The following is a 15,833-nucleotide window of genomic DNA, read 5'->3' on the forward strand; positions in this document are numbered from 1 at the left end:
GCGCAAGTCATGGCCGGTATTCCGCCCAGGTTTTCGGCGTCTCGCTCACCCGCACGGCGGAGGTTTCGGGTAGCCGCACCTTGCACCAGTCGTAGAAGTGCCTGGCCAGGTATTCCGCTGTGGCATGGTCATGCCCCAGCACGTCGTTAAGATGCCGATGGTCGAACGTCCCATCGATGTAGTGCTTGAACGCCGCCAGATCTTGGTAGTCGCGCACAAAGCCGTGTTCGTCCAGTTCGCCACCTGAAAGCTCCACTACGACGATGTAGTTGTGGCCGTGCAGACGTGCGCACTGATGATCTGGTGGCAAGGAGGTGAGCTGATGCGAGGCCGAGAAGTGGAACTCTTTGGTAATGCGGAACATCACGCGCTCCTTGTCTGGATAGCGTGGAGCCAGAAGTCTGCGTCCTCATAATCTGTCGGGTCGGTGATGCCAGCCAAATCGAATGCTTCGCGCCGTTCGACGCATGTCCCGCAGCGACCGCAATGACGTGCACCGCCCTTGTAGCAGGACCACGTCGCCTCGAACGGCGTGGCGTACTTTGCCCCCTCGCTGACGATGTCGGCCTTCGACATATTCACATACGGAGCGTACAGGCGGATATCGGCGTAGCCTGCGAGCGCATGGTTCTGCATCGTCTGAAAGGCGTCGATAAAAGCGGGCCGGCAATCGGGATAGATGAAATGATCTCCGCCGTGGACGGCAGTGGCCACCGCATCGGCCTGCTGCGCGGCGGCAACCCCGAAGGCGATGGCCAGCATGATGGCGTTCCTATTCGGCACCACCGTGATCCTCATGGAGTCTTCGGCATAGTGCCCGTCGGGCACGTCCACATTATCAGTCAGCGCCGAGCCGCTCAGGTTCCGGCCGACATCGCGGATATCGACGATCTGGTGCGGAACACCCAGCCGCTTGGCGCACATAGCGGCAAAGCCGAGTTCCTTTTTGTGCCTCTGGCCGTAATCGAACGAAAGCAGGCCAATGAGTTTCTGCTCGGTCGCCACCTTGTGAGCGAGCGAAACAGAGTCCAATCCGCCGGAGCAGATGACGAGGGCATTCATGATTTGAATCCTTGTTTTGACCGGGTAAGGCTGCGACCGGAGATTTCTCTGCGTTCCCACTACTCCACCGAGCCGGTTTTGTGAATGGGGTGGACGCGATTGAGCCCACGTACCTTGTTGTCAGCGTCCCCAGGATGACTTTGCACGCGACTTGTCGCGTATCTTCGACCGCTGGGGTGCTGACGCCGGCACTGCGTATATAGGCGTACAGACGATGCAGAAATCACTGCCGTGGCGCAGCAGCATTCCCGACACACCTTCGGCTTGTCCGGTTTGCCCCAGAACATGACGTCCCGAGTTTCGGCGACAACGCAAGGGTCGACCGGCAGTCCAGTGAAAGGCTTCTGCCGCGTGCTTTGCCGTTTTCTGGTCTGCGCATAGATCGCCTCGAGCCGCCCGCGCTTCGTCATTGGTCAGAGCGGGGAATTCCTTTCCGAGGGCGCGGCTCGATAGGGGCCACCATTCTGGTTAAGGAAACGGAAGAGCAGATCGATCAGCCGCTCGGGCATGTCGATAAAGGCATTCACCTGTTGCCGGAATTGATCGTACCGCTGCAGAAAAGCTGTTTCGTCAGGAAGGCACCGTTCGATCGTCCGCCGAACGCAGGCATAAAGAAATTCGGCGTGCGGGTTGCATCGAAGTATCGGTAGAAATCCCCGGTGTCATTCAGCACGCGGACGTTGAATTGCGGCGTCAGTTCCCATTCGACCAATGGCAGAAGGCGCTTCGAATAGCTCTCCAGCATACGCCTGTACTCGTCGATCTGGTCCAGGATCGCGGCCGATACGGGAACACCACTCCCGGCGATTGAAGCGGTGCATGGCAAGGACGTGGTGGATCAGGTAATGCGGCCGTTTCCGTCCTCGAACGGATGGATGTAGACAAAGCCGAAGGCGAAGATTGCGGCGGCGACGACTGCATCAAGGTTTTGCGCTGGGCCTTGATCGAACGCAATTCCAGAACAACTTTCCTAGACCGAAAGCGTCGCAAGGAAAGACATTGTCGGCGCTGATCGTCGCCCCAGCTGATCCAAGCATCGGTTCCTGCTTCTTGGGTCTAGCGCCCTAGGCGACGCCATGGTCGGCGAGCGCTCTGGCTGACCTTAATCCAAATGCCTAAGAATCACACGGTTCCATTGCGCTGATCGAGACGGCCTTCTAGCCCTATCCATGCCATGGATGCATTCCATCCAAACAACCAAGTTTACGGATCTGTCATGATGCTGCATAGCGAAATACCGGCAGGCACCGATCGATCACTCCACTGCCTTGATCATTAGATGAGCGCGCCAAAAGATTCCAATAGAAGGAGAACTGTGGATGTCCCTGTGCCAGTGGATGCCCTGCTGTTCGGCGGAACTCCGAGGGGTCCTTACGCCACACCGTACTAGCCCATTGCAACATGACCCCACCCTGCCTGTCCACTAACAAAGCGAAATCATGAAATTCGGGTCAAGCGGCGTTCGAGGATTGGCTTCGGAATTGGTCGGCAAGGCCAGCGGACTTTATGCCGAAGCTTTCGCTTGGCGTTTGATTTCCAGCCGGGTTCAGCCGAATAGTTCGGTCTTCATAGGCCGCGACCTACGTGACAGCAGTCAGGCGATAGCCGACAATTGCATGGCGGGGTTGGCCGCAAATGGTTTCCAGCCGATCGATTGCGGCACCATACCTACGCCTGCCCTGGCACTATATGCATGCAAACACGGCGCGGCGGCTCTTATGGTCACCGGGTCGCACATTCCAGCCGATCGCAATGGCATCAAATTCTATGGCCCGAATGGTGAAATCAGCAAGGCGGATGAGGCCGCGATTACGCGCTTTGTAGCCGAAAGATCAATTGCGTATTGCTTACCAACGGCTTGTCTGGGAACGACGTGGCCTATGCACCGTGAAGAAGCGATCGCGTCTTATCGAGAGCGCGCCCATGACATGCTGGAGCCGGGCTCACTTTCCGGCATGAGACTTGGTGTCTATCAGCACAGTTCGGTCGCGGCGGAACTGTTGGTACAGGTTCTTCGATCGCTCGGTGCCAGCGTGGTCGCCGTCGGGAAAACCGGGACCTTCGTACCTGTCGATACCGAAGCCGTGGACGCAGCAACAATCGCAAAATTGAAGAAGTGGGTCCGCGAATTCGGTCTCGATGCCATCGTGTCGACCGATGCGGACGGTGATCGGCCACTCGTCGCTGATGAAAATGGCGATCTTCTTCGCGGCGACCTGGTTGGGCTTACAACGGCTCTTTTCCTGAAGGCAGACACGATCGTGACGCCAGTGACCTCCAATTCGGGAATTTCGAAGGCCTTTGGTTTCGCGGTCCAGAGGACGAAAGTCGGGTCTCCATTTGTCATTGAAGCAATGGAAGCATTACACGGCGCCGGCGGCGTCATCGTCGGCTTTGAGGCCAATGGTGGTTTTCTGCTGGGCTCGGATTGTGCGGTGAATGGGAAGACATTGACTGCACTGCCGACGCGGGACTCATTCCTCCCGATCCTGGCCGTCCTCGGTACCATGGCGTCGACAAAAAAGAAGCTGTCGCGACTGCGCGGGCTTTGGAATCTTCCTGTGTGCGCCAGTGACCGGCTTCAGAACTTCCCTGCGGAAAGTTCACGCAGATTGATGGATCATCTCGCAAGCCGGAACGCACTGCAGCACTTTCTTGCCTCGTTCGGGACCGTCGCCGAAGTTGACGAAACCGATGGCCTCAGGGCGCGGATGCTTTCAGGTGAGATCATACATCTGCGGCCTTCCGGCAATGCCCCGGAACTGCGCTGCTACTCGGAAGCTTCGACCGAGAGCAGGGCCATGGCGATCGTCGCCTCGACGCTGCAAGGGGCACAGGCATTCGCGCTTACAGACGAGATAGAGGACCTTTGATGAAAGTGGTTCCGGTCATCATCAGCGGTGGAGCTGGTTCGCGGCTCTGGCCCGCCTCAAGGCAATCGCACCCCAAACCTTTCCTCAAGGTGGCGGATGGACTTTCGCTCATCCAGCACACCGTGTTGCGCGCCGCTTCGATGCAGCATGTCGTGGAGCTTGTTACCGTGACGTCCACGGGGCACCTCTTCCTTACGAAAGACGTTTTCGACGAGCTGGATTCCGTTGTTTTGCCACGCACCTTTCTGCTTGAGCCTGAGGGTCGGGATACCGCCGCCGCCGTCGCTGCGGCAACCGTCCATGCCAAGGCAACACAGGGTCCCGATGCTGTTCTGTGTATTTTTCCCGCCGACCATATGATTGGTGATCTGCCCGCATTTCAAACCGCCATGAACCGGGCAATCGAACAGGCGCAGCAGGGGCGTATCGCAACCTTGGGCATAACCCCGGATAGGCCAGACACCGCATTCGGCTACATCGAGGCCGACGGTGAGAAAGTTGTCCGGTTCGTCGAGAAACCGAACGCCGAGACTGCCAAATCTTATGTCGCGTCCAAACGTTTCTTCTGGAACGCCGGCATCTTCTGCTTCAAGGCACAGGTCATGCTCGACGAAATGGCTGCGCATTGCCCGGAGGTGATCGATGCCGTTCTCGATAGCTATGATAACGCTCGCGTCAGCCACGGCGAACATGTTGCCAGCGTCGAACTCTCATCTGAGCACTTCGCCATGGCGCCGCGTATTTCACTCGACCGAGCGGTGATGGAAAAAACCCACAATCTCTCCGTCGTTCCCTGCGAAATGGGGTGGAACGACATTGGATCTTGGAACGCAATGGCCGAACTGGTCGCCGCTGACGGGAGCGGCAACAGGATTCGCGGCGATGTCCACGTGGTCGACACCGTGGGCAGTTACATAAGCTCGGACAAACGCGTCATCGGCACCGTCGGCATCAGCGACCTGGTGATCGTGGATTCCCCAGATGCATTGCTTGTTGCATCCCGTGATCGCGTCCAGGACGTCAAGAAACTCTTCGAGGGCCTCAAGGCTGCGGGACATGAAGCGCATTTGCTTCACAGCACCGTGCACCGGCCCTGGGGCACCTACACGGTTCTGGAGGAAAGCGAGCGCTTCAAGATCAAGCGCATCGAGGTGAAGCCGGGCGGACGCTTGAGCCTGCAGATGCACCATCACCGCTCCGAGCACTGGGTCGTGGTCAGCGGCACTGCGAAAATAGTCAACGGCGACCAGGAGCTACTCCTGACCACTAATCAATCCACCTATATCCCTTGCGGCCACAAACACCGGCTCGAAAACCCCGGCAATATCGGACTGGTGATGATCGAGGTCCAAAGCGGCGAGTATCTCGGCGAAGATGACATCGTGCGGCTTGAGGACGTATACGGTCGAACCTGACAGTCCAACGTCACATGCCCTACGATGGCTTGCAGACCGAACCTGCGTCGGCATGTGGGCTGTCAGGCGACCGGCTGCTAGGCGAGGCAAACCAGAACAGGTTTTATGAGTACGGCTAGTGAGCGATGTCGAACGACAGGCTGGCCGAATTGTTGAGACGGCAGTTTTCCGGCGAGATTGTCAGACGACACTTGCGCATCCGCTGCAACGGCATGCGCTGCTACAGCCGCTCGAGTTGCGGAAGGTGATCGGCAATATCAGTCGATCAGGTGCGCGATAAGGTTCGTTGCCATGTACGGCAGGCGCGACATGAGCGGCCTGGCACTCTGACGGGGTAGGCCAGCATGCGCCGGGCTGACAGGCGGGGGCCCGGAAGAGAAACGCGGCACCGGCTGACGAAGATAATACGCTCCTGCGCGCCGGTGACGGACCGGGGCCATTAGACGTAGGCGCATCGCTATCGCCATGCCAAGTGAACAATCCTATTCGGGCTGGGCAGATGGACGGTAATTCCAGCTTTCGACGGCGTTGACTTCGTCGATGCAGACCGGCCCCGATGCACCGCAGTCCTCGCATTTCATCACAACGCGCGCCTCGTCCGTCTCATATGGCCTAACCTCGCAGCTTGTGCAGAACGGGCAAGGGATCGCTTTCATCGTGACGAACCTTCCTGATGGCCTCGGGTGGTTTCGCCGAAATCTTTCGTCTAAGCGCTCGACTTCGCAAGCGCTGATCGTTGTGCCGTAGTTCGGCGCCACCATCGGGTAGGGATATTTTGTCCACATGCCCTCGTACCGGCCGGTGTGCCAGTGCAGCTGTTCGCTCGGATTCTCTCGGAACTTTGTGATCCATTCATCGTGCACGGCTTTGGCAAAGTGATGCGCCTCTCGGTCGCGACTTATGCTCGTTCATAATGGCCGCCGGCGCGCCACGTCCCGGATCATTTCCATTTTCTAAGCGGTGTGTGAACCGGATAAATTCCCACTCGCGCTCAAATTCGACAGGCACCCCTGCGTATGTTTCGCTTGGCCTCCTTTGGTCTTTTGTTCCCAAGTTCTTGTGGCTTCCTTGGGACCCATCAACGCGGCTAGCCGGTTCTCTCTATCCACAGATCTGGCCTCTCGTGCGGGCCAAGGTTACATCCGCGTCGCCCAGCATGAGGCCGATCTTCCGCAGAGCGAATCGATTCCGTAGAAATAAGAATTCTGACACCGCCCGCCGCCGTAAGGGTATTGATATACCCGTGGGATTTTGATCCGACCTGGCAGGCGGCGGGTAATCTTCAGAGGTCGACGTCAGGCAGCGTTCGGGATACCCGAGATTTCATCGAAGATACTCTCAGCCACGCCAAGCGCCCGAGCGATCCGATCGCGATAGCCCTTGTCGAAACAATGGCCAGATTCGATCAGCCCGACCTCCTCGACTGTCAGACCGCTGGTCACGGCAATGTCCTCGGTCGAATAGCCAAGATGTTCCCGATATGCCTGAATTACGGGTTTTCCGTTTGAGATTGCGGTAAGCACTGCCTCGGGCAGCGCGAAAGGCGTTGCGGTCATTTTGCCTCCAAATGCAGAGAACGGCCATTCGATAACTCGAAACAAGCGGCGGCCGATGTTGAAATAGGATGCCGAAACAGCCCGAGCCGGCGGCATCCAAAAATGCGATCACTCTCGAACGTGTGAGAGGCGCTGCGCTAATATGGCGGCCGCCGCCGTTTAGATCAAGAACCTTGGCCCGCTTTACGACGATTGCTCCAGTGGCCACAATTCGACGACACAGTTTGCAGCGCCGTCATCACGTTCATATCGATGATTGCGAGGCCCCTTTCAACGCGCGCCGGCTTACCGGCGCGATTGAGGAGCCGCGCGATCTGGCGGTCGGGCACTAGGCGCACCAGCTCGCGGACCAGCGTCAAAGTATCTGCGGGGACTGTCTAGCGATGCTTGCCGGCGGCGTTCATCTTGAGCTGTACCGTGTGGTCCCCTCCCGCCCATGCAGGAGGCCCGGCGCCCATCGGACAAGACGCTGAGGGACCAACATTTCTCTGTTTCAGCCCGACTGTTGGCTGTCAGATTCGCGACACCGGAGTAGGGCTGCGCTTCGCTGCGACTTCGTTCAACCTATTGAATGATGACCAGAAAATCCCCCGGAGGTTCCCTCTGCTAAGTTGGCACGACTTTTGATGCTTCTCGAGAGGCGACAGGAGATACCGACTGGCGTTCATCGTGGGTGACATCGCGCGCAATGCAACGAAGGAAGACAATATGTCAGGTCCGCGTCAGAATCGATTTTATGCAAGGAGGATTGCCGCCTTTAGCGCAAGGCGTTCACGAACCGCATATCAACAATGGCTTCCGTGCAAAACGCAGGGAGATCACTTGTGAAAATCCTATTCACTGCGGTGGCTGTCGCGTTGCCGGCCATCGCTTTTGCTGCGCAAACGATCCCCGTATACCTCAGAGAAACGGCACGGGCCACCTTCAAGGCTCTACCGTCCATCACGCCGACAGTCGCCAACAACCCGATCACACCGGAGAAGATAGCCCTAGGCAAGGCAATGTTCTTCGATCCACGCGTCTCGGCGTCGGGCGTCTTGTCGTGCAATTCGTGCCACAACTTGGCCACCGGGGGCGACGACAATCATGAAAGCTCGATCGGCCATGGTTGGCAGAAGGGACCGCGCAACGCGCCGACGGTACTGAACGCTGTCTTCAACATCGCGCAGTTCTGGGATGGTCGTGCTGAAGACCTAAAGGCTCAGGCCAAGGCACCGATCCAAGCCGCTGTCGAAATGGCCAACACACCAGGTCAACTCATCGCCACGCTCAAGTCGATGCCGCAATATGTCGAGTGGTTCAATTCAGCTTTCCCGGGCGAAGCCGATCGCGTCACCTTCGAAAACGTCGCCAGGGCAATCGAAGCCTTTGAGGCGACACTGGTCACACCGGCGCCCTTCGATGCCTTCCTCAACGGCGATGACGCCGCTATGACTTCCGAACAGAAACAGGGCCTGACGCTTTTCATGGACAAAGGCTGCTCGTCCTGCCACGGCGGTATCAACGTGGGTGGGGAGGGCTATTACCCATTCGGCCTCGTTGAAAAGCCCAGCACCGATGTTCTGCCGGAAAACGACAAAGGCCGATTTGCCGTCACCCATGAAGCCGACGATTCCTATGTTTTCCGCGTGGCGCCGTTGCGCAACGTAGCACTCACCGCGCCATACTTTCATTCGGGCAAGGTTTGGGATCTGAAACAGGCCGTCGCCATTATGGGGACCACCCAGCTCGGCCAAGAATTGACGGAAAAAGAAGTCGACCTGCTCGTTGCCTTCCTTAATTCGCTGACCGGAAAAGTACCGGAGGTCGCCTATCCCATCTTACCCGCCGAAACCCCGACAACGCCTCGACCTGTATTGCATATCCCCGCGCAATGATTGGCCGGAACTGGCTAGGGAAGGTCGCAATCAGGAACGATTGCGACCTTCACTGGGACGAGACGATCATGACTTTCCGGCGAGGCCTATCCAACTGGAGAGCGAGGTGGACTTTCATTTCCGAATTAAATTGAAACGCTAAGTGAAAACCTGACCGTCGACGCCCACATGCGTCACGACAGCATGACCGCCTTGCCGGCCAGTCGATCAGACGCTCCGACTAGCCGACTGTGTCGTGATATGTCGCTGCATGCACCCCCCGCCTTAGATTCGCTGCCAAGCTCGCAACCACCTGATCGAGCCATCGCGGACAATATTCCGCGCGGCGTTGGCGTGCGCCCAGCAGAAACCGGATGCCTTCAGATCCACCCCTTCAAAACGTGCTCGATGGCGTTGCGACGCGCGAGCAGCTGTTCCAGCTCTGCAAACGCACCGATATGAAAACAAAGCTGCGACCAGCCAGCGACGTGGCTTGAGCATTTGTCAATGTACACCGCAAGTGCCGCTTGCTCTCGGGCTATCTCATCCATATAGCTCGGCGCAACCGAGGAAGCGCCAGTTGTTCAGTCTTCGTCAGCCGCGACCTCCTGTGCAATTCGTTCTAACAAGGAAGAAACTATGAGGCGGCAGACCCGACCGTTCACTGTGGAGGTCAAACAAAAGCGCAATTATCAAAAACGGGGCCATTCCATCTGGGGCGATGTCGATCTCTCCGCAGCTATAGCCGACACAACAAGGGAGCTCAAAGACATGGATCTGCCAAATCGTCGGCTGATTGACTCTAATGTCATAGCCCTTGATGCTGAACACGCGCACAAACCGCGAGCGGAGTATCTCATGGCAAATCCCCTAGACGCTGAATCAGTAGAAACTGCAACCGAACACGCTCCCAAAGGAAGGACGCCTGAAACGAAGAAGAAAACCCCACCGTCGCGGAAGGCAAAGACTGAGCCCGGTCGCAAGAATGGCGCCAATACGGCGTCCCCGGCGAAGGAAGCAACAGCAACAGCAGCGGCCGTGCGGAGCGCCCGGAAGGTCTACTCCGGAGAAGAGCGCGCCCAGAAGCTCGCTCAGGTCGAGACGTCGATCAGCGGCGGCACCACTCTCAAGAGTGCCGTAAAGCAGGCCGGTATATCGGAACAGACCTATTATCACTGGAAGAGGACCGCGGCGCCTAGATCCGATGGCGACGATCTGAAGGACCTGGTCGCCCTCGAGAAAGAAAACAAGCGATTGAAGAGCCTGCTCGCGGAACGCCTGCGCACAGAGAACGCGGAACTGAAGAGGAAGCTAGGGCTGCAATAAGGCTTCAGAAGATGCCGCCATTCGACCAGACGGATCGTAGAACTGTGATCGAAGGCTCGCCGGCTGTCGGATGGACGGAAATTTCGCGCACCAGCACCCTGATGTGCGGGTGGATGGCACCGGGCTTGTGGATTTTCCGCGAGGTGGGCAGTTCGGCCTGCCTATTTTACAAGGTTTTCGTGCATCGGACCTCGCAAAGCGCCCGTACGTTCTACGCCAGTATGAACTGATCAGGCTCAATGGGTCACTGCGCCGCGAAAGCCAGCAATATCTCAGGCCCTTGCCGGGACTCTCCTAGTGAATGCGTCAAATCGAGCGGGCGATTGGCCATCTTGTTAAGCGCATTCGGCTCGCGGCGGTCATCGGCGGCCGGTCGAACCCGAGGGACGCTCGCGCATGTGTCGGCGACAAACCAAGCTCCGGAAATAATGGGCGGATTAAGGGGACCGCCGTGCCGTCGGACTAATGATCAATCCAGCGCGGCGAATTCCTTATTGCGAGCACGGCTCGACAGGTGGCGAGCACGCCCCTGTGCTCGTTGATCTGGTCCAGTATCGCGGCCGAGACAGGAAAACCACTCCTGGCGGATTACATGGCAAGCACGTGGTGAATCAGGTAGCGGTGAATACGGCCGAAGGCGAGGATGGCGGCGGCGATGACGGCATCAAGGTTTACGCTGGGCCTTGATCGAAGGCCACCATTCCATGATGGCCGCGGCGGATTGTCAGCGCGATGTCAATGGGACGCGGATGCTGCGGGATTATAACCCACCCATGCACAGGTACTTCATTTCGAGATAATCCTCGAGGCCGTGGCGCGACCCTTCACGACCAATCCCTGATTGCTTCATTCCGCCAAAGGGTGCGGCCTCGGAGGACATGCGTCCCGTATTGATGCCGACCATTCCGTATTCGAGGGCTTCAGCCACGCGCCACACACGCTTTAGATTGGAAGCGTAGAAGTAGGCTGCAAGACCGTAAATCGTGTCATTCGCCTCGCGCACCACCTGGTCGGGATTGTTGAAGCGGATTATGGGAGCCAGCGGTCCGAAGGTTTCTTCCTGAGCAACCCGCATTGTCCTTTCGACGTCGGTGATCACCGTGGGCTCAAAGAATGTTCCCGATTCGCCGATACGGTTGCCACCGCAACGGATCTTCCCACCCTGCCGCACAGCATCGCGAATATGATCTTCAATCTTTGCAAGCGCGCACTTATCGATCAGGGGACCGATCGAAACTTCTGGCTCGAAACCGTCACCGACGCGCAATGCACTGACGCGCTTGGTGAATTTGTCGCAGAATTCATCATACACGCTGGACTGTACGTAAAGCCGATTGGCTGAAACGCAGGTCTGGCCGGCATTCCGAAACTTTGCCTGTACCGCACCATCGACGGCAGCGTCTACGTCTGCATCATCAAAAACAATGAAAGGAGCGTTACCACCAAGTTCGAAGCTGGTTCTTTTGATCTGGTCCGAACACGCCCTCATGAGCAGCCGCCCTACCGCGGTCGACCCCGTGAAGCTAATCTTGCGGACCTTCGGGTTCGAGCAAAGTTCACGCCCAACCGCATCGCCTTCCGATGCGTAGATCAAGTTTAGAACGCCATCGGGAAAACCTGCCATCCGGGCAAGCGTGAACATAGCACCCGCGACAAGCGGTGTTTGCTCCGCGGGTTTCAGAACAATCGCGCAGCCGGCGGCAAGCGCCGGCGAAATCTTGCGAGCCACCATCGAGGCGGGAAAATTCCAAGGAGTAATGGCACCGACAACACCGATCGGCTGTTTGATTACCAGCATACGCCTATCGTTAGAAGGCGGCGAAATCGTCTCGCCATAGATGCGATTGGCCTCCTCGGCATACCATTGGAGGTAGGCTGCAGCATGGGCGATTTCAGACTTCGCCTCTGCAAGCGGCTTACCCATTTCGGCCGTCAAAATGGCTGCAAGATCCTCGCTGTGGTCGAGGATCAGTTGGTGCCATTCCCATAAGATGTCGGAGCGCTCGCGCGCGGTGAGCGCCGCCCAATGTTCCTGCGCAGCTTCGGCCTTGTCGATTGCCAAGGAAACGTCCCGGACATCCATATCTGGAAGCTCAGCCAACAGCTCGCCTGTTGAGGGATTGAACACCGAAAAGCGCCTCGTGGCTTGCTCCGCATTCCGACCAGGCACACCGGCCAGATCGTCAAATAGCTCGGGATTTTTGAGACGTCTCGTCAGCGACTGTGTCACGGTCAAACCGTGGTCCCCCTTCATGGCTAAGTTACTAGCTGCGCTAATGTACTAATAAGCACACCTTGTGCCGGACGATCGGACGAGATCGACCGGCCCTCCGTCTTTGCAAAAGCAGCTTCCTGATTAGCCGAGAGCAATGACAGCCTCAATCTCGATTCGCGCTTCGGAAAGCTTTCACTTCATGACAGGCACACGCGGGACGGGCTCGTGAAGAGCATCGCGAACCCCTTTTGCGGTGCTGTCACGTTATTTGAGGTACGGGCGCGCAAGTTCCCGCTGTGGCTTTTCAGGCAAGCCGATAAGCAACGGCCCCTGTCGCGTCCGCTCTCGTTTTCGGTACGGAAGGTGGGAATTCTCTGCTCGGTTGTTCAATCCTTTGTGCGATCGGTGTTCCACGTTCGGCATGACCTGGCGTCTTGCCGCCCCGTAGGAGCGCAATTTGTCGGTGATCCGCTTTGGCGCGATGCCCTGGTTCTTCAGAAGCCGCATCAGCAAGCGCCTGGCAGCCTTGGTGTTGCGGCGCGTCTGGACGATCTCGTCGAGCACATAGCCCTCTTGATCGACTGCTCGCCACAGCCAGCATTTCTGACCGTTGATGCCGCACCACGACTTCATCGAGATGCCATATATCGTCCTTCGCCGGCGCCTTCCGACGTAAACGACGCGCATAGTTGGGTCCATGCTCTAATAAGGAGTTTTCGATTTCCATCATCAACTCCAGTTCCCGAGTTGCATCCTTGCCGGGACGCTGCGCGGATGAGGTCGCTCCCATGCATGCGGTCCTACGGAACCGCGAACACCAGTTCGACCTCACCCGTCCAACGCAAACATGCGGCGAACCTGAGCCCGGCAGGCGCTGCACCAACGAGGAGAGAAGGAGCCTATTGACGAAGGCGATTAGAGAACTTCCTGAGACACGATCTCCGTTCGCAACGCTGCTGGCTATGCAACCTCTGCTGCACGCCTCATCACTGGCGCATAGCTGGTCGTTTTGCGCAAACCACTTCGTCTACTGGGGCTCCTCCAACCATTTGGGAGATGGATGGGTCTATCCAAAAAACTAATTTTAACTCTCTGTGAAAACTGCATAGCACATCCCTGCCGTGCGCCGTGATTTCTGCGCGGATATCGGTCCGGATGCCGACTCGAGTTTAGCGCTGCGCCGGAGAGGCATAACATTGGGCCCTCGTGACGAAGGCACTGCGTTGATGAGAGCCCCTCATTTTGAAGGATTCGCAGGAGCAAAGAAATGCACATTCTCGATATTAACCAAATGACCCAGATCTTCGTGTATTCGCTTGAGATGGTTGTAATCTTCGCAACGTTATGCGCCGCGCTGGAGCTAACCTTTCCGGCTTATCGATACAGTTTTGCTTCATACGCTCGCGGCGTGCGAAATTATATTATTCGCCTCGGATGTGGTGCCTTTATGTGGCACTTCTACGCTGTGAGCGTGGGCTGGTTAGGGATAAAGCCGCTTGTAACGATCAATTTCGGTACGTTGCTTCACTCTGACAACGCAATCATTAATAATGGATTGGCCGTCCTTTCAGGCGTTTTGGTCGCGATTGCCGGCGACTTCTTCTACTACTGGATGCACCGCGCTCAGCATGCTGTTCCATTCCTCTGGCGCATGCACGCTACTCACCACTCGATCCGCGAATTGACGGCATGGAATTGCCATCATCACATTTCCGAGCCACTCGTTGCCGCAGGGTTGGTGTCACTACCACTCACGCTGTTCCACTTCGAATCTGGCGTAGTGCCTTTTGTTGCCATGACGCTGATTACTTTTCAGGTCCATCTTTCACACTCTAGCACCCGCATCAATCTTGGGCCGCTTCGATATATCATTGGCGACAACAAGTTCCACCGCATTCACCACTCGTTGGAACCCCATCACCAGCGCCGAAACTACGGGTTCTTTACAACTATCTGGGACACGATTTTTGCAACGGCATACTGGCCAAAAAAGAACGAGTGGCCGGAAGTTGGCCTCCGAGACCAATCGGAGCCGCTCACCGTGCGCGATTTCGTTATGTTTCCATTTGATCGACGTCGCTGGCGTAAAGCTAAAGTCGGAAGTGGTGTAAAGGCTGGGAATTAAACGAACGCAGCGCTACGCTTCTAATTCGATTGTCGAGGTCGGAACCCGTCAACTGGACCTAGAAGGGGACGGATCCTTGGCGCTGGCCTTCGGAGACGTAGGATCTGGAACTACCACAGGTGGGCAATGCGCGGACGACTGGCCTGCCACGGGTAATTTCCCCCACCTGAGGAGTCCGGCCTCGATTGAAGGACGGACTGATGAAGAGAAAGCGGTTTACGGAAGAGAGCAGATCATCGCGGTTCTGCGTGAGCATGAGGCGGGAGCAAAGGCGGGCGACCTGGCGCGCAAGCATGGGATCTCCGAGACGCTGTATAACTGGAAGGCGAAGTATGACGGGATGGACGTCTCCGATGCCAAACGGCTGAAAGCCTTGGAAGACGAGAACGCAAAGCTGAAGCGCGAGCCCCAAACCTTTTCCGACCGGCTCCATTCCAAAAAAAGGGGGCGGCATCGCTGCCGCCCTTCGAGATTGGTGAGAGGCGCGGACCTTAGAAATCCATGCCGCCCATGCCGCCCATGCCGCCGCCGCCCATGCCGCCAGTCATGCCGCCGCCAGCCGACTCCTTCTTCGGAGCCTCGGCGATCATGGCCTCGGTGGTGACCAGCAGGCCGGCGACCGAGGCCGCGTCCTGGAGAGCCGTGCGCACGACCTTGACCGGATCGATGATGCCCATGGCGATCATGTCGCCATATTCGCCGGTCTGGGCGTTGAAACCGAAGGTCGCGCCCTTGTTCTCGAGGATCTTGCCGGCAACGATCGAGGCTTCTGCACCGGCGTTGGCCGCGATCTGGCGGGCCGGAGCCTGCAGCGCACGACGCACGATGTTGATGCCGGCGGCCTGGTCGGAGTTGACGCCGACAGCGTTGATGGTCAGCGACGCGCGCAGCAGGGCAACGCCGCCGCCGGCAACGATGCCTTCTTCCACGGCCGCGCGGGTCGCGTTGAGGGCGTCATCGACGCGGTCCTTCTTTTCCTTGACTTCGACTTCCGTCGCGCCGCCGACGCGGATGACGGCAACGCCGCCCGCGAGCTTGGCGAGACGTTCCTGCAGCTTCTCCTTGTCGTAGTCCGAGGTGGTCTCCTCGATCTGCTGCTTGATCTGGGCGACGCGGCCCTGGATCTCTTCCTTCTTGCCGGCGCCGTCGACGATGGTGGTGTTTTCCTTGGAGATCGACACCTTCTTGGCGCGGCCGAGCATGTTGAGGCCGACGTTCTCGAGCTTGATGCCGAGGTCTTCCGAGATGACCTGGCCACCAGTGAGGATGGCGATGTCTTCCAGCATGGCCTTGCGGCGATCACCGAAGCCCGGCGCCTTGACGGCGGCGATCTTCAGGCCGCCACGCAGCTTGTTGACGACNAGCGTGGCCAGAGCCTCGCCTTCGACGTCTTCCGAGATGATGA

General features: G+C 57.8%; 14 protein-coding genes and 2 pseudogenes. 7 read left to right on the plus strand and 9 right to left on the minus strand.

Annotated features, from left to right (window positions below; translation table 11 throughout):
• Positions 1-7 precede the first annotated feature (7 nt).
• From queD to A3AU_RS1000000141010, 4 genes are all read right to left on the minus strand, one after another.
• Positions 8-364 (minus strand): 6-carboxytetrahydropterin synthase QueD, encoded by a 357-nt coding sequence (queD, locus tag A3AU_RS0127070; protein WP_027055667.1) that lies wholly within the window; start codon positions 362-364, stop codon positions 8-10.
• On the minus strand, positions 364-1,062 hold the full coding sequence (gene queC / locus A3AU_RS0127075; RefSeq protein WP_027055668.1) for a 7-cyano-7-deazaguanine synthase QueC: 699 nt from the start codon (positions 1,060-1,062) through the stop codon (positions 364-366). The genes queD and queC overlap by 1 nt, the downstream gene beginning before the upstream one ends.
• 523 nt (positions 1,063-1,585) lie before the next feature.
• The gene (locus A3AU_RS1000000140890; protein WP_027055669.1) at positions 1,586-1,807 is read right to left on the minus strand and encodes a hypothetical protein; all 222 of its coding nucleotides are present in this window, start codon (positions 1,805-1,807) and stop codon (positions 1,586-1,588) included.
• Between the two features lie 93 nt (positions 1,808-1,900).
• The gene (locus A3AU_RS1000000141010; protein ID WP_418001081.1) at positions 1,901-2,017 is read right to left on the minus strand and encodes a Fic family protein; all 117 of its coding nucleotides are present in this window, start codon (positions 2,015-2,017) and stop codon (positions 1,901-1,903) included.
• 484 nt (positions 2,018-2,501) lie between these two features.
• On the opposite strand from A3AU_RS1000000141010, the gene A3AU_RS0127090 reads away from it, so the two are divergent.
• The gene (locus tag A3AU_RS0127090) at positions 2,502-3,935 is read left to right on the plus strand and encodes a phosphomannomutase (protein ID WP_027055670.1); all 1,434 of its coding nucleotides are present in this window, start codon (positions 2,502-2,504) and stop codon (positions 3,933-3,935) included.
• Positions 3,935-5,350: a mannose-1-phosphate guanylyltransferase/mannose-6-phosphate isomerase gene (locus A3AU_RS0127095; RefSeq protein ID WP_027055671.1), complete on the plus strand. Its 1,416-nt coding sequence runs from the start codon at positions 3,935-3,937 to the stop codon at positions 5,348-5,350. Before A3AU_RS0127090 ends, A3AU_RS0127095 begins: the two co-directional genes overlap by 1 nt.
• 1,295 nt (positions 5,351-6,645) lie before the next feature.
• On the opposite strand, the gene A3AU_RS01000000136190 is transcribed toward A3AU_RS0127095, so the two are convergent.
• Together A3AU_RS01000000136190 and A3AU_RS1000000139175 are read right to left on the minus strand one after the other, a co-directional pair.
• Positions 6,646-6,906, minus strand: a complete 261-nt coding sequence (locus A3AU_RS01000000136190) for a helix-turn-helix domain-containing protein (RefSeq protein ID WP_027055672.1) — start codon at positions 6,904-6,906, stop codon at positions 6,646-6,648.
• Between the two features lie 164 nt (positions 6,907-7,070).
• Positions 7,071-7,265 (minus strand): hypothetical protein, encoded by a 195-nt coding sequence (locus A3AU_RS1000000139175; protein WP_154674679.1) that lies wholly within the window; start codon positions 7,263-7,265, stop codon positions 7,071-7,073.
• A gap of 432 nt (positions 7,266-7,697) precedes the next feature.
• Between A3AU_RS1000000139175 and A3AU_RS0127110 the strand changes: the two genes are divergently transcribed.
• The 3 genes from A3AU_RS0127110 (at position 7,698) to A3AU_RS1000000139180 (ending at position 10,775) form a co-directional block, all read left to right on the plus strand.
• On the plus strand, positions 7,698-8,783 hold the full coding sequence (locus tag A3AU_RS0127110) for a cytochrome-c peroxidase (protein ID WP_027055673.1): 1,086 nt from the start codon (positions 7,698-7,700) through the stop codon (positions 8,781-8,783).
• Positions 8,784-9,401: 618 nt separating this feature from the next.
• Positions 9,402-10,088 carry a transposase gene (locus A3AU_RS0127120; RefSeq protein WP_081709688.1) on the plus strand — a complete coding sequence of 229 codons (687 nt, stop codon included), beginning with the start codon at positions 9,402-9,404 and terminating at the stop codon, positions 10,086-10,088.
• A gap of 465 nt (positions 10,089-10,553) precedes the next feature.
• Positions 10,554-10,775 (plus strand): hypothetical protein, encoded by a 222-nt coding sequence (locus A3AU_RS1000000139180; protein ID WP_133117242.1) that lies wholly within the window; start codon positions 10,554-10,556, stop codon positions 10,773-10,775.
• Between the two features lie 73 nt (positions 10,776-10,848).
• On the opposite strand, the gene A3AU_RS0127125 is transcribed toward A3AU_RS1000000139180, so the two are convergent.
• Together A3AU_RS0127125 and A3AU_RS01000000136195 are read right to left on the minus strand one after the other, a co-directional pair.
• Positions 10,849-12,342, minus strand: coding sequence for an NAD-dependent succinate-semialdehyde dehydrogenase (locus A3AU_RS0127125; protein ID WP_051355484.1), 1,494 nt, complete (start codon positions 12,340-12,342; stop codon positions 10,849-10,851).
• A gap of 291 nt (positions 12,343-12,633) precedes the next feature.
• Positions 12,634-13,000 (minus strand): annotated as a pseudogene (locus A3AU_RS01000000136195) (IS6 family transposase); the annotation flags it as partial.
• A 570-nt stretch (positions 13,001-13,570) separates the two neighbouring features.
• Between A3AU_RS01000000136195 and A3AU_RS0127135 the strand changes: the two are divergent.
• Both A3AU_RS0127135 and A3AU_RS1000000138375 read left to right on the plus strand, forming a co-directional pair.
• Positions 13,571-14,428 (plus strand): sterol desaturase family protein, encoded by an 858-nt coding sequence (locus tag A3AU_RS0127135; RefSeq protein ID WP_027055676.1) that lies wholly within the window; start codon positions 13,571-13,573, stop codon positions 14,426-14,428.
• A 200-nt stretch (positions 14,429-14,628) separates the two neighbouring features.
• Positions 14,629-14,831 (plus strand): annotated as a pseudogene (locus tag A3AU_RS1000000138375) (transposase); the annotation flags it as partial.
• Positions 14,832-14,919: 88 nt separating this feature from the next.
• Here A3AU_RS1000000138375 and groEL read toward each other — a convergent pair.
• Positions 14,920-15,833: chaperonin GroEL (gene groEL / locus A3AU_RS0127140; protein WP_027055677.1), on the minus strand; the 914-nt coding region annotated here is incomplete at its 5' end.

The sequence above is a fragment of the Mesorhizobium erdmanii USDA 3471 genome (assembly GCF_000472705.1).
Taxonomy (GTDB): Bacteria; Pseudomonadota; Alphaproteobacteria; order Rhizobiales; family Rhizobiaceae; genus Mesorhizobium; species Mesorhizobium erdmanii.